A 23,023-nucleotide genomic window follows, 5' to 3' on the forward strand; every position below is an offset into this window, starting at 1 on the left:
AGGATAAATATTTAAAAAGAAAAGTGGTTTAAATTTTCTAGATTGATGATTTGATCTAGAATTTTGTTAGCTTTAGCATTATCAAGGTAAATTTGTGCATTGACTAAAAATTTAGCTTTTAATTCTTCAAAACTTAGTGGATTATCAAAATTACCTTTATTGATAAAAACATCTTTTTGGATTATGCGTCCATCTTGCAAACTGGCTTCTAAATGCCCTGGAAAATATTTTGGAAAGCCTTGAGATTTCCTTTTTTCGTAACTGATTTTTTTAGCAAATTCTAGTACTTCTTCACGCTTTAAATTTTCATAAGATTCAAGAGTGATTTTACCATCAAAGAATCCTAGAGCCATTAAAAAAGGCATGGAAAATTTAGCTTCATAAGCGCTATTTGGAGTATATTTTGCTTCCAAAGGATCGCAGATAAAAGAAATAGGAACTTCATCTACAAAGCAATGAATACTTTTAATTTCATCAGCTTTTAAACCATCATTTTTTAAAGCAATAGCACAATCAATAAGCCCATGAGCAAAATGACAACTTGGATAAGGCTTGATTGAAACTTGCATAGTTTGCCAAATTTCTCCTAAGGCTTTGCTAAGTTCTGTTTTATCGCATTCTTCTTCTATGCCAAAACATTTAAAGATATTGTCTCTACCTTCAAAAATACTCAAAGGCCCACTCATATTGTTTTTGGCAAAATGAGCTACCATAATACCGTTTTTAATAGCATTGGCAATATGTAAAACTTTTGAATTAGATCCATTGGATAAAAACTCATTAACCCCACTTGCAAAACTTCCTGCAAGTCCTAAAGCATTGATGATTTGTTCTTTGTTAAGATCTAGCAAGATTGCACTTGCACTCACACTTCCAAAAATTCCTGCAATAGCAGTGGTATGAAAACCACGCTTATGAAAAGTGCCTTTACTTGCAATACCTACTCTAGCTGCAATTTCCCAGCCTATTATAAAAGCTTTGATGATTTTTTTTGCATCTTGGCTAACATGAAAACCATAACTTAAACAAAGTGGAGTTAAAATCGCACTTGCATGCAAAATCGCCTCTGTATGCGTATCGTCAAAATCTAACGCATGAGAAGCAATGCCATCTAGCATGGCTGCGTATATAGGATCTAATTTTTGATCATTTACCCAAATAGAAGTATTTTTTTTTGTGCTTAAATTTTCAAAAGCTTTAAAAGCATTTAAAACACATTCTTCTTTGCTTGCTGCTATAGCTGTTCCAAGGCTATCAAGCATAAGCTCTTTAGCTCTTTGAACAACTACATTAGGGATATTTTCATATTTAAGATTGAAAATAAAATCCACTAAAATTTCACTATAGAACATGATTTTCCTATTTTAAGATAGCGCTATTTTTGATTTTTGCCAAAAATTCATCTACAAGTTTTGGTGCATATCCTACATAGGTTGTTGCATCAAGCAAAGCATCAATTTCTTTTTCTTTCAATACCTTAGATACTCTTTTATCTGCAAGTAAAACTTCTTTAAAAGTTTTTTGTTTTTCTATACCTAGCATAGCATTTTCATAAATAATTTCATGGGCATGTTGTTTTCCATAATGATCGCTTAATGCAAACATAACACGCTCGGCTAAAACAAAACCATTAAGAGTATTTAAATTTTTAAGCATTTTATCTTTTTTTACTTCTAAATCGCTAAGAGCGAATTTCATATTTGCTAAAACCACAGAAAGCATTAAAAACATTTCAGGTAAAAGCTTCCATTCCATTTTCCAAACTTGACCATCTCTTTCATGTTCATGTCTTTCAATATCACTTAAAATGGCTAAATTTGCCTTAAAAGCATTGCTTACTGTAACTGCATTTTCGCTTACTGCAGGATTTCTTTTGTGTGGCATAGTGCTTGATCCTACTTGTCCTTTGCCAAAAGGTTCAGCAACTTCATCAATTTCATTATGCGAAAGGATTAAAATTTCATGAGCGATTTTGTTAAAGGTTGCGTTGATATTACCTAGTACAAAACCAAGTTCTATAAAGCGATCACGTGCGCTCTGCCAAGAAATATTAGGCACATCAAGTCCTAAATTTTCTAAAGTGAGTTTTTCTACCTCATTGCACTCATCACTTAAACTTGCTTTAGTTCCTACAGCGCCTACTATACTACCTACATAAAGTCTTTTTTCAAGTTCAAGTATTCTTTCAAAATGACGCTCAAGTTCACTTAACCAAATAGCTACTTTATGTCCAAAAGTAATAGGCAAAGCCTGAAGTGCCAAAGTTCTTCCCATCATAGCAGTATTTTTATGGGTTTTAGCTAGTTTTGCTAGGGCTTTTGCGATAGCTTTTAATTCGCTTTTTATAAGAGTCATTGCTTCTTTAAATTGTAAAACCAGTCCTGTATCGATGATATCTTGAGTGGTTACTCCAAAATGTACATATTCGCCTAAATTATTATCGCAAGCTTTTTCTAATCCTCTTACAGTAGGAACTAAAGGGTGTTTGGTCTTTTTAAATTCAGCAAAGATAAAGTCCATATCCATAAATTTATAATGAGCTTTTTTTGCGATCTCATCAGCTGCTTTTTTAGGGATAATTTTAAGTTTTGCTTGTGCTTTTGCTAAAGCTGCTTCAACATCGAGCCATTTTTGTATGCGGTTTTGTTCGCAAAAAATAGCACGCATTTCCTGCGTGCTCCATGAGTCTGCTAGTAATCTATGATCAAATACGCTAATTCCTGTCATCTTATCTCCTTATTTTTTAATACTATCAAAAGCTTGTGTTAAATCAGCAATTAAATCTTTAGTATCTTCAAGACCTATATGAAATCTTACAAATGGCCCTCTTGCGCTTAGGTCTGTTGCAGTTCTAGGTGGAGTAGTTACGGTGGCTAAGCTTTCATATCCACCCCAGCTAGCACCAATTGAAAAGTATTCTAGTTTATCTACAAATTTAATAGCATCATCTTTGTTATAACCTTCTGCAAATTCTATGGTAATCATACCATTTGCACCTTTATGATCACGCATGAAAATTTCATGATTTGGGTGGGATTTGAGTTTTGGATAGAAAATTGTTTTAATTTCTTTTCTGCTTTGTAAAAACTCTACAATTTCATCAGCACTTTTTTCATGAGCTTTCATTCTCACATCTAGTGTTCTCATACCACGAAGCACTAAGTAAGCATCATCAGGACTTGTTGTAAAGCCTAAAGTTTCTGGAAGTTTGTCAAAATTTTTCCATTCTTTTTCGTTGATTACTACTATACCCATGGTTACATCAGAGTGTCCGCTAAGATATTTTGTAGCGGCGATAACTGAAATATCCACCCCAAGTTCTAAAGGATTTAGAAAATATCCACTAGAATAAGTATTATCAATGGCTACAGGGATATTATGCGCATGGGCAATTTTGCAAAGTTTTGGTAAATCTATGATTTCATAAAGTATAGAACCTGGACTTTCACATAAGATAAGCTTGGTATTAGGCTTGATTTTTTCTTCTACATCACTTGCATCAGCTTTTAAAAAATCAATTTCAACACCCATTTTTTCTAAAAATAGTTCGCAAATCGTTCTTACAGGCCCATAAATTGCATCAGTGATTAAAAAATGCGCATCTTTGCTTGCATAGTTTAAAAGTACCATAGCTAATGCTGCAAGTCCTGTTGGGAAAAGTTGTGCTCTATAGCCACCCTCTAGAGTGCAAATAAGTTTTTCAAGTTCAAAATTGGTTGTTGTTCCTCTAGCTCCATAACTTAAAACACGATCTGTTTTTCTTAATTCTCTGTATTTTTGCCAAGTTGCGTGATCTTTAAAAAGTATGGTTGATGCACGCATAAGTGTAGGATTAACTGATCTTACTTCAGCGCCTTGATCACCTCTGCCACAATGAATAAGTTTAGTTTTTGAGTTCATTTTTTTTCCTTTTTAAAGATAAATATAAGTCATAATAACATTTACAATAGTCGCTACAAGCATAGGAATAGCTGTTCTTTTAACCACGGCAAAAGGACTTACTTTTGCAATAGCTGAGATAGCTAAGATTGCTGGTGCAATAGGACTAACACATCTTCCAAAGCCCGTCATGATTTGAATTGGTGCTATCATGGTGATAGTTTCAACTCCAAAGTGTTTTGCTATATTTGGGATAAGTGGAGCAAAACTAAAAAATGCTGCATTTCCTGAACCCATTAAGAAAGCACAAACTGCAAGCAAGATTGAAACGACGATAATAATAGCCAAAACTCCAAATCCTGCATTTTTGCAAAATTCTATTAAAGTATCTACAAAACCTACAGATAAAAGACCACTTGCAAATACTTGACCACAAACGATGAGTGAAACTGTGATAACAAATAAATGTCCCATTCCTTTAAAGAAAATCATAATAGAATTAAGAGTTTCTACTATACTTTTATAGCGTATCATTTCAAAAATAATAGCCACAAAAGTTGAAATAACCATTGCTACTGGAACATTCATTTTAATTGCGGTACTAGCAGCTGCTTTGACTTCTTCAGCACTATTTATTCCCATTAAAACCAAGATGCTATCGAGTACTGAACTAAATCCTAGGATTAAAACCAAAGGAATTATAGGTAAAATCGCATAAATTCTAGGAGGTTTTTTAAGTTCTTTTTCTTTGCCTTCATTTTCATTTAGTTCTTTTTCAATTTCTTGTGCATTGAAGACAAAATTATCTTTTTTGTCAAAAAATTTATTGCAAAGATATATTGCAATACCTACAGCTATAATGATAGGCAAGGTTGTAGGGAGTTGATAATGAACAAAATAAATTGCAGGATCAATTTCAGCTACTTTTGACGCCATGATCACATTTCCACTCCCAGGCCCATGATCGATATATTGACAAATAGCAATCACACTTAAGGCAGAAAGTTTTGAAACACCAGAGCGTACAAGTATAGGATACATAGTAACCATAAGTAAAAGTGCCAAGCCTGCGTGAGAAGGGATGAAAAGAACTAAAAATTGCACGATAAAATAAGCAACTATGAGTAAAACATAAGGAGATTTTACGGCTTTTAAAGGTTTTTCAAAAACTTTAAAAAGTGCATAAGAAGCCCCTACATGATCCATATAAGCAGAAAAACCTGCTATAGTCATAAGTGTAAGTCCAAGCCCTGCTAATGTACTTGACATGGTTTGATTAAAAACTTGAAAAATATCAAAAAAACCTAAATTTAAAGAATCTTTGGTAACAATGTGTGGAGAAAGTCCAAAAATAGCAGCTAAGGAAAGTAAAAGCAAGCCACTTAAAAGCAATGCCATGTGAGCATTGATTTTTTTATAAAGCATAAAAACAAGTAAAAAAATGCTGAATAGAGATAAAACAATACCTAGCATATTTTAGCCTTTTTGAGCGATAATCTCTATCTCTACTTTAGCTTTTTTTGGCAGATCTTTTACCGCAAAAGCACTTCTTGCTGGATAAGGATCTTTAAAAAATTCAGCATAAATTTCATTAAATGCTATAAAATCATTAATATCAGCTAAAAAGCAAGTGGTTTTAATCACTTTATCATAACTGATACCATTTTCTTCTAAAATAGCACCGATATTTTTCAAAGATTGTTTGGTTTGTTCTTTGATATCATGGCTTTCTATTTCGCCTGAATCAGGGTTGATAGGAAGTTGTCCTGATATAAATAAAAGTCCATTTGCTTCTCTGTAAGCTGAGTATGGACCAATAGCTTTTGGATAGTTTGACATGAATTCTCCTTTGTTGAATATAGATTAAGCAGAGTGAATTTTATCACTACAATAATAACTTGTCAATAGTTTATTATTATAATAATAAAATTTTATTTTTTAAGAAATGTTTTAAAGTATAAAGAGTAGAATTTAATATTATATTAATTTTTATTGAAGGCGGTTTTATGGATGAGGGACAAAAACAACAATTTATAAAGTTGACATATTTTTTAGGAGAAGTCCTAGGTGAGCAATATGAGATAGTGTTTCATGTAATTACTGAAGATGGAGCTTATATTGCGGCAATTGCTAATAATCACATTAGTGGGAGAAGTTTAGATTCTCCCTTGACTGCTTTTGCAAGTGAGCTTATGCAAAATAAAAAATATTTAGAAAAAGATTTTTTATGTGATTATAAGGCTCTTGTTGGAAAATCAAAATTAATTAGAGGATCTACTTTTTTTATTAAAAATCATGATAAATTAGTAGGTATTTTGTGTATCAATCATGATACTAGCATTATGAGAGATTTAATATGCAAGATGATTGATTTAGAAAAAATTGGAGATATGGGTGATATTTTAGGAAATATTAGTTTTTCTCAAAATGATTCAAGCATAGAAACATTAAGTCACTCAATAGAGGATATTTTAGTTCAAAGTGTAGATTCTAGTTATTTAAATTCTGATTATCAATTAAGCATTACTCAAAAAGAAGAAATTGCTGAAAAGCTATATGAAAAAGGTATTTTTAATATAAAAGGAGCGGTTCCTATCGTAGCAAAATTTTTAAAAATTTCAGAACCCAGTGTTTATAGGTATCTGAAGAAATTTAAAAAATAACTAAAATTTTTTGATAAATTTTAGTATTTTTAGGCTCATTTTCTTTAAAAAATTATTTTTAGATTTTTTGAGTAAAAATTCTGCCACATCTTTGCGTCCAAACATAATAGCAAAAGTATAAGGTGTCATTCCTAAACCATTGTTTTCATCAATATTTGCTCCATATTTAACTAAAAGTTCACACATAGGTAAGTATCCTTTAAAACAAACTCCTGCTAATGGGGTTTGTCCACGATCGTTTTTTTCATCTACTTTTGCACCTTTTTCTAAAAGCATTTTAGCACTTTCATAAGAATTATTATAAGCTGCAAGCATAAGCAAGCTATCTCCTTTATGAGTTTTTAAATTTACATTTAAACCTGCTTCTATCATGATTTTAAGATTTTCATATTCATTATTTCTTGCAAAATTAAAAGCCATTTTACAAAGCTCTTCAAATCTTTTTTCTTCTTCTAAACTAAGAGTTATCATTGTTTTTCCTTAATTATTATAATCTTTAGTTTGCCACCAAAAGTGGCAAGTAAAAATTATTTTTCTAAAGCTTTCTTAATTCCTTTTGCATAATCAGGTGAAATTTTTTCAAAATGTTCTAAAGCTCTAGTGATAATTTTTTCATCAACTCCTTCCATAGAAGCGGCGATATTATGAAAAAGTTGAGTTTTTTGATCATCATTCATAAGATTAAATAAAGCTCTTGGTTGAGTATAAAAGTCATTATCTAGTGGAGCATATCTTTGTGCTACGCCTTCTAAGACTAAATCAGGTTCAAGATAGCTTTTATCTTCTTTTGGGCTGTTATCATAGCTGTTTGGTTCATAATAAGCTGCATCATTTTTATAATTATCAAAATTCATAGCACCAGCGACATTGTAAGTATTCACTTCGCTTTTTGCACGATTTACTGGTAAAAGATGATAATTAGTTCCTATTCTATATCTTTGTGCATCAGGATATGAAAAAATTCTAGCTTGCAACATTTTATCGGGGCTAAAGCCAATTCCAGGAACGATATTGCTTGGACTAAAGGCAGCTTGTTCAACTTCATTAAAATAATTTTGAGGATTTTTGTTTAGAATCATTTCACCTATATCCATCAAAGGTACAAGACTATGAGGCCAAATTTTTGTTAAATCAAAAGGATTAAATCCAAGCTTTTCTATATCTTTTTCAGCAAGAATTTGAACTTGAACTTTCCATTTTGGAAAATCTTTATTTTCTATAGCATTATAGAGATCTCTTTGATGGCTTTCTCTGTCTTTTGCTATAAGCTCAGCAGCTTCTTGGTTGGTAAGATTTTTAATCCCTTGTTGGGTTTTAAAATGGAATTTCACCCAAAATCTTTCATTTTTATCATTAATAAAACTATAAGTATGGCTTCCAAATCCATGCATATGACGATAACTTGCAGGAATTCCTCTATCACTCATAAGAATGGTTACTTGATGTAAGCTTTCAGGACATAAACTCCAAAAATCCCAAGCAGCATTATTGCTTCTTAAATGTGTTCTTGGATCTCTTTTTTGAGTATGGATAAAATCAGGGAATTTATAAGCATCACGGATGAAGAATGTCGGAGTGTTATTTCCTACCAAGTCCCAGTTTCCTTCTTTGGTGTAAAATTTAATAGCAAAACCTCTCACATCGCGTTCAGCATCTGCTGCACCTGCTTCACCTGCTACTGTTGAAAAGCGTAAAAATAATGGAGTAACTTCGCCTTTTTGAAAAATTTTAGCTTTGGTATAAGCACTTAAGTCTGCTGTAATTTTTATTTCGCCATAAGCTCCACTTCCCTTAGCATGAACGGTTCTTTCTGGAATTCTTTCTCTATTTTGATGAGCAAGTTTTTCAAGTAAAAGATAATCTTGCACAAGTAAAGGTCCTTTTGCGCCTGCGCTTAATGAATTTTGGTTATCGGCTATAATGTTTCCAAAATCGTTAGTCAATTTTTTCATTGTTTTCTCCTAAATAATAAAATTTATTAATTAGTAAATTATATCTATTAAAAATTAAAATTAACTGAATAATTGCATTTTGTTGATAATAAATTTCAAAATAAATTTAGTTTTTTTATATTATAATAATAATTATCAAAATATATTTTAAAAATCACAAAGGAGAATTTATGTCAGTTTTGGTTATTGGTGCAGATGAAATCACTCCTATTAGAGCTGTTTTACATGATTTAGGTGCTAAAAAAATAGAACACTGGGATGCGCGTAATGAAAATAGAGTTAATCGCAAGCCGATTCCTTGTGATACAGAATGTATAGTAATGTTAACAAGCTTTTTAAATCATAATACTATGAAAAAAATCAAAAATGAAGCTAAAAAGCGCAAAATTCCATTAGTTTGTGCAAAAAGAAGCGTAAGTTGTGTGTATTGTGAATATTGTAAAATTTTTAATCTTAATAAAGAATTTTCTTGCTATAAAGGTTAAAGATGTTATTTGGATTTGATGATAAGCGAGAATTTATACCGCAAATTTATCGCTATTTAAACAATCAAGAACTTATGTTGACTTTTTTAACTCAATATAATGCGAGTGTTGATAGCGCTCTAAAAATTCCTCTTTTATATGCAAAAAATACCAAGAGTTTAAAAATGATATTTGGAAATTTTTTACATGATATAATGCATGTTTCATTTGGTAAGATTCAAAATATAAATATCAAGCTTAATGTATACGCTTTTTACTTTCAAAAAAGAAAAAGCTTGATTTTTAATACTAAAATATCTAAGAATATCGATCTTTTAAGACTTTTAAGAATTTATCTTTATGGTATTTGTTTTGATGCGCAAATTTTATTTAGCTCTTATGTTTATGATAAGGTTTCTTTTCAAAATAATGGAAAAAATATAGATCAAGATGGTGATCTTATTATAATAGATAAGAAATTTGCAATTTTGCCACTTTGCAAAGAGATTAATACACATAATTTAGAAATTGAAAATGAAATTTATGAATTATTGAATTTAATAAAAGAAAATAATTTTGAAAAATTTTATATTGTTTGTCCGCGTAACAAAAATTTCACACATTTTATTGAAATAAAACATTTTTTGTGTGATTTAAACAAAACTATGTTAAAATTAGTTCCGTATAAAATATCAAATCAAATTATAAGGAGAAAATAATGTCAGTAGCAGTAATCTATGGTAGTGCTATGGGAAATACAGAAGGAGCGGCTAATACAATTGCTTCAAAACTTGGAATTAGCGATGTTTTTAATATCTCAGATATTGATGCAGCTAAAATGAATTCTTACGATAAATTAATTTGTGGAACTTCAACTTGGGGAAGTGGTGATTTACAAGATGATTGGGATGGTTTTGATTTTTCAGGGCTTAGTCTTGGTGGAAAAACTGTAGCTGTATTTGGTATGGGTGATAGTGAAAGTTATTCTGACACTTTTTGTGGCGGCATGGGTAAATTAGCTCAAAATTTAAAAGATGCAGGTGCAAATTTGGTAGGAGAAGTTTCAACTGATGGTTATACATTTGAAGCAAGCGATGCGGTTGTAGATGGTAAATTTGTTGGACTTGCTCTTGACAATGATAATCAAGAAGATCAAACTGAATCAAGAATTGATGCTTGGGTAGAACAAATTAAACCTTATTTTGCTTAATAATTCTTAAAATCAAGAGTCTTTATACTCTTGATTGTCTTTTCTTAAAAATAAAAAAAACTCACTATTTGATTTATAATTTTATTTTCTAAAGATAATTGACAGCGTTCTTTATTTCCAAGATAAGCCGTTCTTGCAAGAAGACTTGTTTTTTGAGAATTGTGATTTTTAGAGTTGATTTGTAAATTAACCTGCATAGTATAGTAGTTTTCCACCATCCATTCTCCATCGCTTTCCAAAGGATCAAAATCATAAAAAAATCTTGCTGAAGTTGTGATTTTTTGAGCATAAGAATGCTTTTTCATATCTACAAGATTGATTAAAATTTCATAATCTGCATTCTCTTTTACTTCTTTTAAGCCTAAATTTTTAAGTTTTAAAGCCAAATCTCTATCCAAAGTAGTTTGAAGTTGGCTAGGATTTTGAAAGGAAATTTTAAAACTTTGTTGTTTTTGTGATCTGATAAAAATGCCTTCATTGCTTGTTTGAATAAAGCTTTGTATGAAAGTTGCATTGGTGCAAGCACTCATAAAGAGTGCTATAAAAAAGCTTAAAATTAAAGCAAATTTAGACATTAGGTTTATTTAATAATAGTTGGAGTAGCGCTAAGACCTAATGAGCGATATTTTTCATATAAGGAAAAAACTTCTTTTAATTCTGCATCACTTACTTTTGGATAATTTTTGATATTTGCATCATAGTATTTGTTTAAAATTGCGATTTTTTCTTTATCATTTTTTGCTTTTTTTGCTTCTTTGTAGATTAGAGCGGATTTTTCAAAAGCAGATTTTCCATGTACTGGAGTTAAAATATAATTAACTTGATAGTTTTTAAGTTCATCATCAATTTGAGCTAAATGTTCTCTACAATAAGGGCATTCAGGATCCGAAAAAACATAAATTGCAGGTTTATTTTTATCTCCCAAAGCTATTACCATGGTTTCTTTTTGTGCTACAGCTTTAGCATTTTTTGTAAAATTTTCTCTTGCTTCTTGAAATTTTTTCATTTCATATTCTTGAGCATAGGAAATTCCCGTTTTCAAATCGATAAGATCAGGGGTAATAAGACTATCTTTTGTAAAAAGAATGTTTTCTTGTTTTTGTCCATTTAATTCAACGCTTACAATAACACTTTCAAAACCCGTATTACCAACCTTTTGACGATTTGATACACTAACGGTAGCATTTGGAAATTGTGCTTTAATGCTTTTTGAATAAAAATCACTAATTTCTGAATTACTTGCAGCAAACAAAGATGCTGAACAGGCAAGAATTAAACTTAATTTTTTCATAGTTTATAAATCCTTTAAATAAATTATGTTTAATTCTATAATGATTTTCTAAATGTTTGTTAAAAATCTTTTTTCAGCTTCTTTACTTACTTGAGGAAATTTGTCTAAGTATTCTAAATAAGCAATAGCATATTTTCTTGAAAGATTAAAATATTCTTTCATACTTTGCACATCAAGACTTTGATTTTTTAATAAATTTAAACATTCTTGCATAAGTTTTTCAAGAGCTTGTTTTTCTATAAAAAGATTGTGTGAAAGTCTTACAACCAAGCCTTTTTGGGTAAGTTTTTTGAGTATATTATCTCCGCTTTTTCTATCAAGTTCTAAAAAATCATAAAGATTATAAGGAGCTTCGGGTTTAATACCTTGTTTTTTTAAAATTTCATATAATTGATTATTATTTTTTTCTTGAAGTTTTTCAAAATCTATGCCTTTTTTAAAATAAATTCCATTTTGAAAATCCAATAAATTTGACATTTCTTTAAGTCCGAGTTCGCAAAAATTTTCACTTGCCCAAGTAATCCTTAAAGCTAAAGAATGTGCTGAAAGCATGGCATAAGGATTTTTTTCAAGTATGAATTTGATGAAATTTTTAATTTCTTCTAGACTTTGTAAATGATATACATTAAGATTTTTTTCATCGACAAATACTTGATTTAATTCTTTTGCTAATTTCAATGCTTTTTGATGAGAGAGTTTAAATCTCTGATAGCTTGAAAGCAAACCAAAGCCGTATTTATGTGCGTCTTTTAAGAAAGAAAAGGCTGCTTTAAAATCTTTATTTTTCAAAAACATTAAAAATTTATTTTTTTGTTCTTTTTTTAAAGGTTCGCTTAAAGGATTTAAAACCTTACCACCGCCTATAACACGATTGTTTTGTAATAAAATAAAAGCCTCATCAAAACTTAAAAATACATTTTTATCAAAACTAAAATGCACAAAAAATTCATCATTTTCTAGTTTTTTTAATATATTTATTTTGCATTCTATTTGTCTTGAACCCACGCAAAAAATCATTTTGCTATTTTGTAAATTTTTTGCTTTAACTAAAGCATCGCATTCTTTAAAGGCTTTAAAATAACCTTTTTTACTTAGCAAATAACCTTTTTTCAACTCTTTATAATCACAATTTAAACTTAAAGCCACACGGTTACAAGCTTTGATTTGCTCTAAATTAGTATCGTGGTTTTGTATATTTTTAACAATGAGTTCTTTTTGAGTGTCTAAACAGATGATTTTTTCATTTAAAGTGATACTTCCTTCATTAAGACTGCCTGTAACGACAGTTCCTATGCCTTTTAGAGAAAAAACTCTATCGATATAATAATGAAAAATCAGTTCTTCATCGTTTTCTTTGTTTTCTATGGTATAAAGATAATTTTTTAATTCTTCTATGCCTTGATTATTTTTTATACTGGTGTGAAATACTTTTAAAATGGGATAATCTAAATTTTTTAACTCTTCTAAAATTTCTACACTTTTTTGCTCTATATTTTCACAAAGATCGCATTTGCTAAGTACTAAAATAATATTTTTAATATCAAGAATTTTTAAAATTTCTAAATGTTCTAAACTTTGTTCTTTTAAACCCTCGTTAATATCTACAACAAATAAACAAACACTAAAGCCAAAAGCTCCACTTACCATAGTTTTAACCAAATCTTTATGTCCTGGAACATCGATAAAAGAAATGTTTTTATCTTTTAATTTAAGATTTGAAAAACTTAAATTAATGGTGATTTGTCTTTCTTGTTCTTCTTTTAAACTATCGCCTTCAAAACCATTTAAAGCTTTAATGAGTGAAGTTTTTCCATGATCAATATGTCCTGCAGTTCCTATAATAACAGATTTCATAAGTTTTCCATTTGATTGATTGTAAGAATAAGTTTTTGAAGTTCACTTTCTTGTATAGTTCTAAAATCAAGAACAAATTCATCATTTTCAATGCGTCCTATGATATTTTCTTTTCTAAATCGAGTTTGTAGTTTTAAAACATCTCCTTGAAAAGTTAGTATATAAGTATCTAAACTTTTATCAGGCATAGAACCTCCACCTACTAAACTTTTGCTTTTTTTAAGCTGGGTTTGAAATTTTAATTCTTTTTGCACTCTTAAAGCTTTTTTTTCTATAAAGGATAAGTCATCATTTAAAAGTTTTAAGGTAATAATTTTTTCATAATCTTTTTGCAAATAAGCTTTTAAGCTTTCGTTTAAAAAAGATAGAGTTAATTTATCCACTCTTAGCATTCTTAAAAGTTGATTTTGTTTAAGCTTTTCTATGAGTTCTTTTTTTCCAAGTATAATGCCTGCTTGCACACTACCAAAAAGTTTATCTCCGCTAAAACTTAAAATATCACATTCTTGCACGAGTTTTTTGATTTTAGGTTCATTTTTAATCAGTTTTTCGTTTAAATTTTCACACCAGCCAGAACCTAGATCATAATAACTCAAAAGCCCTTTTTCTTTTGCTAGTTCATGTAGATCTTTTATATTTACTTCACTGTGAAAACCCATAAGAGCGAAATTAGACTTGTGGGTTTTTAAAATTAGAGCGGTATTTTCACTGATAGCTTGTTCATAGTCTTTTAAGTGTGTTTTGTTGCTAGTTCCAACTTCGCAAAGCTTTACACCTGCAGCTTTTATCACTTCAGGTATACGAAAACTTCCGCCAATTTCTACAAGTTCTCCTCTTGAGCTTATGACTTCTTTATCATAACAAAGAGAATTAAGTACTAAAAAAACTGCCGCAGCGTTGTTATTAACCACTAAAGCATCTTCGCATTCAAAAAGCATTTTAAGTTTTTCTAGCACCAAAGCATAGCGAGAGCCTCTTTTTCCATTTTCTAAATCAAACTCTACATTAGAATAATTACAAATGATATCTTTACACGCTTCATAAAGTTCTTCATGGATTACACTTCTGCCAAGGTTTGTGTGTATAACGACTCCGCTTGCATTAATCACACTTTGTAAGTCTTTGCGGTAAAAAGTTTTGATTTCTTTTTTGATTTCTAAAAGTAGTTTATTTTTAGAAATTTCATCTTGGGAAAAATTTTCTTTTAGTTTTGCGACAACTTTTTTACAAAAAAATGCTTTGATATAAAAAGGATAGGATTTTAAGCTCTCATCTTCAATAAGAGTGTTAATTTGTGGAAAAGTTCTCAATTTGTTCATCTTAAGCCTTAAGAAAATATTTGGTTATTTTAACATAGAATTTATAAAATGATGTTTTAAAGAGATTAAGGAAGATGATGCAAGATTTTGTTTATATAAAAAATGATGTTTTAATCCCTTTGCCTGATGCTATTGAAATTTTAGATCAGGCAAATGATAAAGAAGCATTGGTTTGCAATGATAAAAATCAAAAAGCACAAATTTATGCCCCTGAGATTAATTTTTATCTTAAAAATTCTCAAGATGAAATTTTAGAGCAAAGTAAAAATGTTTTAACGCTTTATGAAGCAAGAGCTAGCGTTTATGACTTAGGGCTTGATTTGGAACAAAGCAAAGAAGTGAAAAATCGTTTGATTTTAGTAGATAGCGATACTCAAACCGTAGAGTTTTTAAAAGAACATGGATTTAAGGTTATTGCTTTAAGCAGTGCAGAAATTTTAGCTGTTTTTGGAAGTGTAGGGGAACTTTGTGCTGTGGTTAAAAATCAAGGCGAAGAAGTGGAAATAGATTTTGATTTTTTACTTTTTAAAGCTGAGAATTTAAGCGTTGTGCGTAAAGATTTTACAAGACAAAGTGGATGTTATAATCTTTTAAATTTTGAAAATCTTGAAGTATTGTTAGAGTTTTTGCAAAGCAAAAGTCCAAAATATCATTATAAAACTTATATTAGCTATAATGCTAGCGTGTGTCAATACCACGAAAGACGCAGTGAGCATTGTGCAAAATGTGCTGAAATTTGTCCTACTGTGGCGATTTTAAAAGATGATGAAAACAAACATTTGGAATTTTCTCAAGTGGATTGTTTGGGTTGTGGAGGATGTATTAGTGTGTGTCCTAGCGGATCACTTGATTATGCTCCTATGCCAAGAGAAAGTTTTTTTACCCTTTGTGAGTTTTATAAAGATAAAAAAATTTTAATCATTCCTAAAAAAATGTCTTTAGAAAATTTGAATCTTGCTTTACCAAAAGATGTTTTACCCTTTATGATAGAGGGTGAAAAATGGCTTTCTTCTATGCATTTTTTAACGCTTTTGCAAAATAGTGGAGCAAATTTGGTTTTTTATACGGATTTTGTATCTCGTGGTAGCAACGAGGCTATTGTACTTTTAAATACTTTTTTTGAGAGAAAATTTCAAAAAAAAGCTATTTTTGTTGCCAAAGATGAAAAAGAATTGCAAAATGTTTTAAAAGAGCAAGAATTCATACAAGATTTAAAATATGATTTTCATAACAACACCTTAACTACAAGAGAAAATTTTGCCAAAAGAATGCAAGAAATGATAAAAAATGAAGATTTTGGCGGTATAGAAAGTGGCGAATGGTTGCGTTATGGTAAGATAGAAATTAATCCTAACACCTGTACGCTTTGTCTTTCTTGTGTGGGTGCCTGTAATGTAGGAGCTTTAATCGCTGACAAACAAGAAAATGCTTTGAAATTTAATGCTTCTCTTTGCACGACTTGTGGGTATTGTGAGTTAAGTTGTGCTGAAAAAGATACTTTAAAATTACTTCGTAGTGGAATGGAGTTTAGAGCTTCTTATTTTGAATATCAAACCATGGCAAAAGATGAGCTTTTTGCCTGTATAGAATGTGGTAAAGAATTTGCCACCAAAAAAGCTGTAGAAAAAATAGCCAATTTAATGAAACCTAAATTTGGTAATGATGAGAATAAAATCAAAACACTTTATTGTTGTGCAGATTGCAAGGCAAAAGTGATGATAAAAGCAATGATTAATTAAGATCAAGAAGCTTTTTCATCCACAGCATAGCTTTAGATATGACACTTCCATGAGTTTCATTTTTAAAAAGTTTAAAATGAGTTTTACAATTAGTTTCTTTGGATATTTTTTCGCTAAGTTTTTGAGCATTGATCTTAGCTACACCTTTGATAATACTTGAATTTGTTTCCAATGAACCTAATCCGATGTAAATTTTAGGGCAAGTTTGTAATTTTATGATATTAGGTAAAAACTCACTATTATCCCACCATAAAGAAGGTGAAATAATAAAATAATGACTAAAAATCTTACTATCATAAAGAAGTGTATCAATGGCAAAAAGTCCTCCAAAAGAATGTCCAAAGAGAATTTGATGGCTAAAATCAATAGGATACATTTTATTGATATAGGGGATGAGTTGGGTTATTAAGAAATTTCTAAATTCTTTACTACCTCCACCTTGTTTATTTAAATTTGTTGTAGGCGTATAATCTTTAGTGCGTTTTTGTATATCAAAAGCTAAATTATTATCATAACCTATTCCAATAATTAAAAGATTTTCTTTGACAGGAGTGTTGAAAAGATTTAAAAAAAGAGGAAAAAAGGCATTTCCATCGAGTAAATAAATGATTTTATATTTATAATTTGAGTTTTCATTCTTGTTTTTAGCTATAAAAATTTTATATATTGTGCCATTATAATTAAATTTGACATTTTCTAAAATAAAGTTTTGTTTTGCTTGTTTTGAGAGCTTGGGTATCTCTAGACTTGGTTTTGCAAAAGCTAGAAAAAAAGAACAGAATAAAAATAATATTTTTTTCATAATTTTTCTTCTAATTCTTTTTTATTTGTAAGTTTACTATCAAATTTAACAACAAGATTTTTAGAGTTTTTATAAATATCTACAACTCCTAAATTTTCGCTAAAAGTACTGAAATTTAAAGGTGTTTCTAAAGGTAGATAAAGGTTTTTAAAATCAGCTGGATTTTTTAAGAAAAATAATGCCACAAGCCAAATTAGAGCTAAAACCACTAAAATAATAGCCAAAAGATTTAAGGCATCTAGATGTAAAAATACCCCTCCGATAATACCGCCTATAAAACTTCCACCATATCCAAAAGCATTAAACAACCCTAATGCTGCACCTTTTTCATGAACTTTACAAAATTTTGATGCGCAACTTTGCATAATAGGTTCGTGTAAATTAAAACCTATAAAAAAAATCACAACTGCTATGATAAAAAAATCCATAGAATTACTAAAAGCAAAAAAAAGATAAGAAAGTATGAAAAAAACAATTCCTAAGAGTAAAATTTGTTTAGCTAAACCTCTTTTTTCACCTAAACTTCCAGCAAAGCCCATAGCGATAAAACCTGCTACCATAGAAGCGCTATAAACAATCCAAAGTTTATCAGAAGCAAAGCCTAAATGTTTTACTAGGATAATAGGAATACTTAAAAATGCTATACTCATAAGCATTTTTTGCATGAAATTAGTAAGATTCATAAGGGCTAAATTTTTTTGTTTAATAAGATGAAAAAAAGGAGTTTTTTCATTTTCATGAGTGATTTTATTTTCTTTAGGTACAACGGTATAAAGTAAAATTATACATAAAAGAGACAAAGCCGCACTAAGATCAAAAAGACTAGATAAACCCCATTTTGCACTCATTAAAGGAGAAATGACCATAGAAGCTGCAAAACTAAGTCCTATAAAAGAACCCATTACCGCCATGGCTTTACCACGATTTTCTTCTGTGATAAAATCACTTATCATTGCTGTAGCCACAGCTCCAATAGCTCCTGCACCTTGGAGCATTCTTCCTAAAAGCATGGTGTAAATATTTTCCGCAAAAGAGCAGATTAAAGAGCCTATTATAAAAATAATCAGTCCAATGAGCATGGTTTTTTTACGACCAATTTTATCACTTAAAATCCCAAAAGGCATTTGTAAAATCATTTGGGTTAAGGCATAAACACCAATTAAAAGTCCCACTAAAAATTCATTAGCGCCTTCAAGTTTTAAAGCATAAAGACTTAAAACTGGCAAAACTATAAAAAGCCCAAAAAATCTTGTTCCAACTATGAAAGATAAGGGTAAAACATTATTTAGCATTATCAATTTCCTATTAAATTTGAAATTTAAATTAGGATAATTTTACTATGAAATGGATTAAGCATTGATTAACATCGTTTTATCATTTAATATTTAAAAGCTACGCACAAGGATAAATTTTATAAAATCATATTTTTGTTTTTGATATTATTTTGGAGCTTTTGTTATGAAGATTATCCTAGCTACGAGCAATAAGCATAAGGTTTTAGAACTTAAAGAAATTTTGAAAGATTTTGAAATTTATGCTTTTGATGAAGTTTTAACGCCTTTTGAGATTGAAGAAAATGGAAAAACTTTTAAAGAAAATGCTTTGATTAAAGCAAGAGCGGTTTTTAATGCTTTGGATGAAAAGCAAAAAAAAGATTTTATCGCTTTAAGTGATGATAGCGGCATTTGCGTAGATGTTTTAGGAGGAAATCCAGGAATTTATTCTGCTCGATTCAGTGGTCAAGGTAATGATAAAAGCAACCGTGATAAGCTTGTAAATGAAATGATAAAAAAAGGTTTTAAACAAAGTAAGGCGCATTATGTTGCTGCTATTGCTATGGTAGGTTTGATGGGGGAATTTAGCACGCATGGAACAATGCATGGAAAAGTGATTGATACAGAAAAAGGTGAAAATGGTTTTGGTTATGATAGCCTTTTTATTCCAAAAGGTTTTGATAAAACCTTAGCCCAGCTTAGCGTGGATGAGAAGAATAACATCTCTCATCGTTTTAAAGCTTTAGAGCTTGCAAAAATCATTTTAAAGATTTTAAATAAAGGATAAGAAATGAAAAATTTTTTAAAATATATAGCTATTATTGTTTTAATATATGCTCTTTATGTTGGTTTGGAAACTTGGCTTTCTTAGAATAAATAGTGATTAAAAAGCTTGGTAATAAGAACAAACTTCCACTTAAAAGCAAAATCATTACAAAAACGGTTAAAATTCCAAAATAAATTGTTGGAATGAAATTACTACTCATCATCACGCTAAAACCTAAAACTATGCTAATGGTGGTATAATAAAGTGCCGAACCTATACTAAGGTGAGAAATCATAATGGCTTCTTCTAGGCTTTTGTTTTTAATTTCTTCTCTAAAACGATAAATATAGTGCAGGGCATCATCAACGCCTATACCTATAGCAATAGCAGCTATAGTAATACTCATCATATCCAAAGGAATACCTAAAAGCCCCATAAGAGCAAAAACCACACTTAAAGGAATAACATTTACCAATATAGCCGCAACTGAAAATTTTAAATCCCTAAAAACAATGATAAAAAGTATGAAAATAGCTAAAATTACAAATATAAGAGTATCAAATTGTGATGAAAAAAGACTTTGAAGCATATTATTATAAAGCACCATTATGCCTGTGATTTGCACTTCTACTCCATCGTTTTTTACAAGCTCGTTGAGCTGTTTTTTAAGATCTATTAAAAACTCATTACGTCTTAAATTCGGATCAGAATCAATAATACGCATACTAAATCTTAATTCATTATTTTCTATACTTACAAAAGGTGAGAGCAAGTCTTGTTTAAATTTAGCAGGTAAATTCTCATTTAAAAACGCAAGAGCAAAATCATCTAAATCTTTTCCATCGTTGATATTTTTCCCTAGGGTTAAAAGACTATTAAGACTTAAAACTGAACCTACAAATTCTTTGTTTTCTAAAAATTCATGAACTTTTTTTGCAATGCGTGTTTTTTTGGAGTCAAACCAATAAGTTTCTTGTGTGGCTAAATTTTCAAATTCGCTTTCAAAACTATCAAGTGCATCGCTTGTATTTTGATCGTTTTTATTATTTGGAAAACGAATGATTACTTCTAAAGGCAAGGTTCCACCTAGATTTTTATCAATAACCAAAAGTCCTTTTTTGATTTCACTACCATCTTTGAAATAATTTACAAAAGAATTTTCAACTCTGAGTTTTGAAATGCCTATTAAAGCTAAGATTATAGCAAGAACTGAAATTCCATAAATCATGCGACGCTTTCTAGGATCAAGAGCGGTTTTGGCGCAAAAGGCTAAAAGATTAAATTTAAATTCTTTTTTATGATAATTTTTTGGTTTTAAAAGAACTAAGATGCTTGCTAAAAACAAATAACTAAAGATAAGAGCTAAACCTATACCTATACTCATCATAATACCAAGTTTTATGATAGGTTCGATATTTGATAGGATTAAAGAAAAAAATCCTATCATCGTTGTAACAATGGCATAAAGGCTAGGATTTGCTTTGGCTAGTAAGGTTTCAAGCACTATGCGCTCAACTTTAGCTTTGGGATGATTTTGGGTGCTTTCGATAAAATGCGTGATCAAATGAACAACTACACTTAAGGTGATAATTAAAACCAAAGCAACGTAATTTGATGAAATAACCGTGATTTGAAAATTTAAAAGTGCAAAAACTCCACTAGCTGCACTTAAGCTTATAAAACAAATAAAAAGAGGTAAAAAAACAAAGCGCCATGAACGGAAAAAATAATAAAGTGCAAGTCCTAGTAAAAATACAAGAGAAACACCATAAAGCACAAGATCAGATTTTATATAAGCTATCATATCATCAGCGATCATGCTTACGCCACCAAGGTAGAGCGTATCTTTATTTTTTTCATAATTTCGAACTATGCTTTTAATAGTATCTAGACTTTGTTTCGTGATAACTTTTTGCTTGTCTTGATGTTCTTTTATGGCAAGACGAATTCGATCTTTTTCTTTTTCATTGGTAGCAAGATCGCGTTTTTCTACAAGATCATTATAAACTGTATCAGGCTTTAAGTAAATAATAAGCCCTGTTACTTTTCCATCTTTTGAGATGATATTATTTTTATAAAAGGGACTATTTAAAATTTCATTTTGGGCTTTTGTGCGGTTTATGTCTAGGCTTTCTATGTTTGGGATATTTTTTAAAAGTTCTTTTAAATCCGTATTTTTTGAACTTTGAAGCAAAGGGGCATTGATGATACTAAAAACGCGTTCTACTAAAGGGGCTTTTTCTAATTCTTCATGAAGTTTTTTTAATTTGGCTAAATTTTCATTTGAAAAAGGTTTTTCATCATAGGGTTTAAAGGCTAAAAGTAAAAAATTATCACTTTTATAATGTTTTGAAATTTCTCTAAAAGTTTTTAAATCTGCATCATCTTCTAAAAGCAAACTTTCAGCACTTGCATCTACGCTAAGCTTAAAAGCAAAAAAGCTTAAAAACAGGCATATAAATAAGGTTCCAAAAAAAGTACTTTTTGGACGAGAAATAAAAAACTTTAAAAGCTTTGCAAACATTATTCTATGACAATACTTTCAAGTTTTTGAAGTAGGGCATCAAAGCCTTGGTTGGCTAAAATATCTCCAAATTGCGATCTATAAGTTTGTACTATACTCACACCTAAAACATCTACATCATAAATAAGCCAGTTGTTATTATCATTGTAAAATTTGAAAATGATATTTTTTTCTTCCCCATCTACTACCATAGAAGTGGTTAAAAAATAGCGTTTTTCATTTTTTAACTCACCATTTTTGACCTTTAAAACTTGATCTTTATAAAGACTGAGTTTATCGGTAAAACTTTTTTTAAGACTTGCTTCAAAGGCTGTGGTAAATTTTTCTTGTTCTTTTGGATTTAATTTAGAATAATTTTTCGAAAGACTGAGTTTTGCCATGAGTTTATAATCTATTATACTATCAAAAAGTTTAAAAATTCCATCAGCAGCTTGTTTTTTATCTTCTTTGCTATCTTGTAAAAGTTTTAAGCTTGCATCAATGTTTTTTTGCATAGTACTAGAAATTTCATCTAGCTGCAAGGCAAAAGCATTAAAAAATAAAGCCAAGATTAGAAATATTTTTTTCATTATTTTCCTTTATTTGCTAAGTTCATTGCGTCTTTGCTCGTAAGCATCCCGCAAGAATGGATATAAATTAGGCGTGTTGTGATAAATTTCATCAATTTCATCAAGTCTAAAACTAAGTTCATTGCCAAATCCATAAGCGCTTATAGCTATACTTGCCCAAGTAGGATCAATGTAAGCGGTAAAACTTGCATACCAAGTTGCAGGTAAAGCAAGAGTGTCTCTAAGATTACTAGGGCCAAGTATAGGTAAGACAATATGAAAACCGCTTCCTACGCCCCAGTGAGCCAAAACGGTTCCTAAGTCCGCGGGATGTTTTTTAAGACCCATTTTTGATGCCACATCCATAAGTCCACCAAAGCCCATAATGGTATTGGCGGTAAATCTTTTAAATTCTTCTCCCGCTTCTTTAAATTTAAACTGCAAAACATTGCTTATAAAACGCAAAGGAGTAAGTAAATTATCAAAGAAATTTCTTACTCCTAATCTTATAAATTCAGGGGTGATGGCGTTATAGCCCTTAAGAACGGGACGCAAACCATAATCATACAAAGCCACATTAAAGCTTGTCATAGCTTTGTTATATCCTGAAAGCGGATCGTTTACTTGATAGTTTTGGTATTCTTGTTCAAAATCATCTAAATTTTGTTCTTTAGCAAAAGCAAAAATAGTAAAAAAAATTAAAATAAAAGATATAAATTTTATTCTCAAGCAAAAACT

General features: G+C 30.1%; 22 protein-coding genes. 6 read left to right on the forward strand and 16 right to left on the reverse strand.

What is annotated here, in order from left to right; translation table 11 throughout:
* Positions 1-11: 11 nt before the first annotated feature.
* From AJN58_RS04560 to AJN58_RS04580, 5 genes are read right to left on the reverse strand one after another with little or no spacing between them, the layout of a single operon-like run.
* Entirely contained in the window at positions 12-1,352 is a 1,341-nt protein-coding gene (locus AJN58_RS04560; RefSeq protein WP_070292036.1) for an MmgE/PrpD family protein, read from the reverse strand.
* Positions 1,353-1,359: 7 nt separating this feature from the next.
* On the reverse strand, positions 1,360-2,727 hold the full coding sequence (purB, locus tag AJN58_RS04565) for an adenylosuccinate lyase (RefSeq protein ID WP_002862063.1): 1,368 nt from the start codon (positions 2,725-2,727) through the stop codon (positions 1,360-1,362).
* 9 nt (positions 2,728-2,736) lie between these two features.
* A complete protein-coding gene (locus tag AJN58_RS04570; protein ID WP_002862062.1) occupies positions 2,737-3,900 on the reverse strand; it encodes a trans-sulfuration enzyme family protein in 1,164 nt (387 codons plus the stop codon).
* A 12-nt stretch (positions 3,901-3,912) separates the two neighbouring features.
* Positions 3,913-5,352: a C4-dicarboxylate transporter DcuC gene (gene dcuC / locus AJN58_RS04575; protein WP_044778871.1), complete on the reverse strand. Its 1,440-nt coding sequence runs from the start codon at positions 5,350-5,352 to the stop codon at positions 3,913-3,915.
* 3 nt (positions 5,353-5,355) lie between these two features.
* A complete protein-coding gene (locus AJN58_RS04580) occupies positions 5,356-5,718 on the reverse strand; it encodes a RidA family protein (protein WP_002862060.1) in 363 nt (120 codons plus the stop codon).
* A 167-nt stretch (positions 5,719-5,885) separates the two neighbouring features.
* Here AJN58_RS04580 and AJN58_RS04585 point away from each other — a divergent pair, with 167 nt between their 5' ends.
* Positions 5,886-6,542 (forward strand): transcriptional regulator, encoded by a 657-nt coding sequence (locus tag AJN58_RS04585; protein ID WP_002859670.1) that lies wholly within the window; start codon positions 5,886-5,888, stop codon positions 6,540-6,542.
* Here the strand turns inward: AJN58_RS04585 and AJN58_RS04590 are convergent, their stop codons facing one another.
* Positions 6,543-7,013 (reverse strand): Cj1386 family hemin-binding protein, encoded by a 471-nt coding sequence (locus AJN58_RS04590; protein WP_044778870.1) that lies wholly within the window; start codon positions 7,011-7,013, stop codon positions 6,543-6,545.
* Positions 7,014-7,069: 56 nt separating this feature from the next.
* Positions 7,070-8,494, reverse strand: a complete 1,425-nt coding sequence (locus AJN58_RS04595; RefSeq protein ID WP_044778869.1) for a catalase — start codon at positions 8,492-8,494, stop codon at positions 7,070-7,072.
* 170 nt (positions 8,495-8,664) lie between these two features.
* Between AJN58_RS04595 and AJN58_RS04600 the strand changes: the two genes are divergently transcribed.
* The 3 genes from AJN58_RS04600 to fldA are packed head-to-tail and all read left to right on the forward strand — an operon-like array spanning position 8,665 to position 10,168.
* Positions 8,665-8,979 carry a DUF2325 domain-containing protein gene (locus AJN58_RS04600; protein WP_002855637.1) on the forward strand — a complete coding sequence of 105 codons (315 nt, stop codon included), beginning with the start codon at positions 8,665-8,667 and terminating at the stop codon, positions 8,977-8,979.
* Between the two features lie 2 nt (positions 8,980-8,981).
* Complete coding sequence (locus AJN58_RS04605; RefSeq protein ID WP_044778868.1) at positions 8,982-9,677, forward strand: hypothetical protein; 696 nt, start codon at positions 8,982-8,984, stop codon at positions 9,675-9,677.
* Positions 9,677-10,168, forward strand: coding sequence for a flavodoxin FldA (fldA, locus tag AJN58_RS04610; protein ID WP_002855629.1), 492 nt, complete (start codon positions 9,677-9,679; stop codon positions 10,166-10,168). The genes AJN58_RS04605 and fldA overlap by 1 nt, the downstream gene beginning before the upstream one ends.
* A gap of 44 nt (positions 10,169-10,212) precedes the next feature.
* Here fldA and AJN58_RS04615 read toward each other — a convergent pair whose 3' ends face one another.
* Genes AJN58_RS04615 through selA form a run of 4 tightly spaced genes read right to left on the reverse strand, consistent with a single transcriptional unit; the run spans position 10,213 to position 14,632 of the window.
* Positions 10,213-10,743, reverse strand: coding sequence for a hypothetical protein (locus tag AJN58_RS04615; RefSeq protein WP_002930951.1), 531 nt, complete (start codon positions 10,741-10,743; stop codon positions 10,213-10,215).
* A gap of 5 nt (positions 10,744-10,748) precedes the next feature.
* A complete protein-coding gene (locus tag AJN58_RS04620) occupies positions 10,749-11,459 on the reverse strand; it encodes a thioredoxin fold domain-containing protein (protein WP_002855861.1) in 711 nt (236 codons plus the stop codon).
* A 48-nt stretch (positions 11,460-11,507) separates the two neighbouring features.
* Positions 11,508-13,313, reverse strand: a complete 1,806-nt coding sequence (gene selB / locus AJN58_RS04625; RefSeq protein ID WP_002893949.1) for a selenocysteine-specific translation elongation factor — start codon at positions 13,311-13,313, stop codon at positions 11,508-11,510.
* Complete coding sequence (selA, locus tag AJN58_RS04630; RefSeq protein WP_044778867.1) at positions 13,310-14,632, reverse strand: L-seryl-tRNA(Sec) selenium transferase; 1,323 nt, start codon at positions 14,630-14,632, stop codon at positions 13,310-13,312. The genes selB and selA overlap by 4 nt, the downstream gene beginning before the upstream one ends.
* A gap of 77 nt (positions 14,633-14,709) precedes the next feature.
* Here selA and AJN58_RS04635 point away from each other — a divergent pair, with 77 nt between their 5' ends.
* A complete protein-coding gene (locus tag AJN58_RS04635) occupies positions 14,710-16,371 on the forward strand; it encodes a 4Fe-4S dicluster domain-containing protein (RefSeq protein WP_044778866.1) in 1,662 nt (553 codons plus the stop codon).
* Here AJN58_RS04635 and AJN58_RS04640 read toward each other — a convergent pair.
* Positions 16,364-17,173, reverse strand: coding sequence for an alpha/beta hydrolase (locus AJN58_RS04640; protein ID WP_044778865.1), 810 nt, complete (start codon positions 17,171-17,173; stop codon positions 16,364-16,366). The genes AJN58_RS04635 and AJN58_RS04640 overlap by 8 nt on opposite strands.
* Entirely contained in the window at positions 17,170-18,465 is a 1,296-nt protein-coding gene (locus AJN58_RS04645; protein WP_044778864.1) for an MFS transporter, read from the reverse strand. Before AJN58_RS04645 ends, AJN58_RS04640 begins: the two co-directional genes overlap by 4 nt.
* 166 nt (positions 18,466-18,631) lie before the next feature.
* On the opposite strand from AJN58_RS04645, the gene rdgB reads away from it, so the two are divergent.
* Positions 18,632-19,234 (forward strand): RdgB/HAM1 family non-canonical purine NTP pyrophosphatase, encoded by a 603-nt coding sequence (rdgB, locus tag AJN58_RS04650; RefSeq protein WP_044778863.1) that lies wholly within the window; start codon positions 18,632-18,634, stop codon positions 19,232-19,234.
* A gap of 31 nt (positions 19,235-19,265) precedes the next feature.
* Here rdgB and AJN58_RS04655 read toward each other — a convergent pair whose 3' ends face one another.
* The 3 genes from AJN58_RS04655 to AJN58_RS04665 are packed head-to-tail and all read right to left on the reverse strand — an operon-like array spanning position 19,266 to position 23,014.
* Positions 19,266-21,737, reverse strand: a complete 2,472-nt coding sequence (locus tag AJN58_RS04655; protein WP_044778862.1) for an efflux RND transporter permease subunit — start codon at positions 21,735-21,737, stop codon at positions 19,266-19,268.
* A complete protein-coding gene (locus tag AJN58_RS04660; RefSeq protein ID WP_002862046.1) occupies positions 21,737-22,306 on the reverse strand; it encodes an ABC transporter substrate-binding protein in 570 nt (189 codons plus the stop codon). Before AJN58_RS04660 ends, AJN58_RS04655 begins: the two co-directional genes overlap by 1 nt.
* Before the next feature lie 9 nt (positions 22,307-22,315).
* Entirely contained in the window at positions 22,316-23,014 is a 699-nt protein-coding gene (locus AJN58_RS04665) for a VacJ family lipoprotein (protein WP_070233721.1), read from the reverse strand.
* Positions 23,015-23,023: the final 9 nt, after the last annotated feature.

The organism is Campylobacter sp. BCW_4321 (genome assembly GCF_001763075.1).
Classification (GTDB): domain Bacteria; phylum Campylobacterota; class Campylobacteria; order Campylobacterales; family Campylobacteraceae; genus Campylobacter_D; species Campylobacter_D jejuni.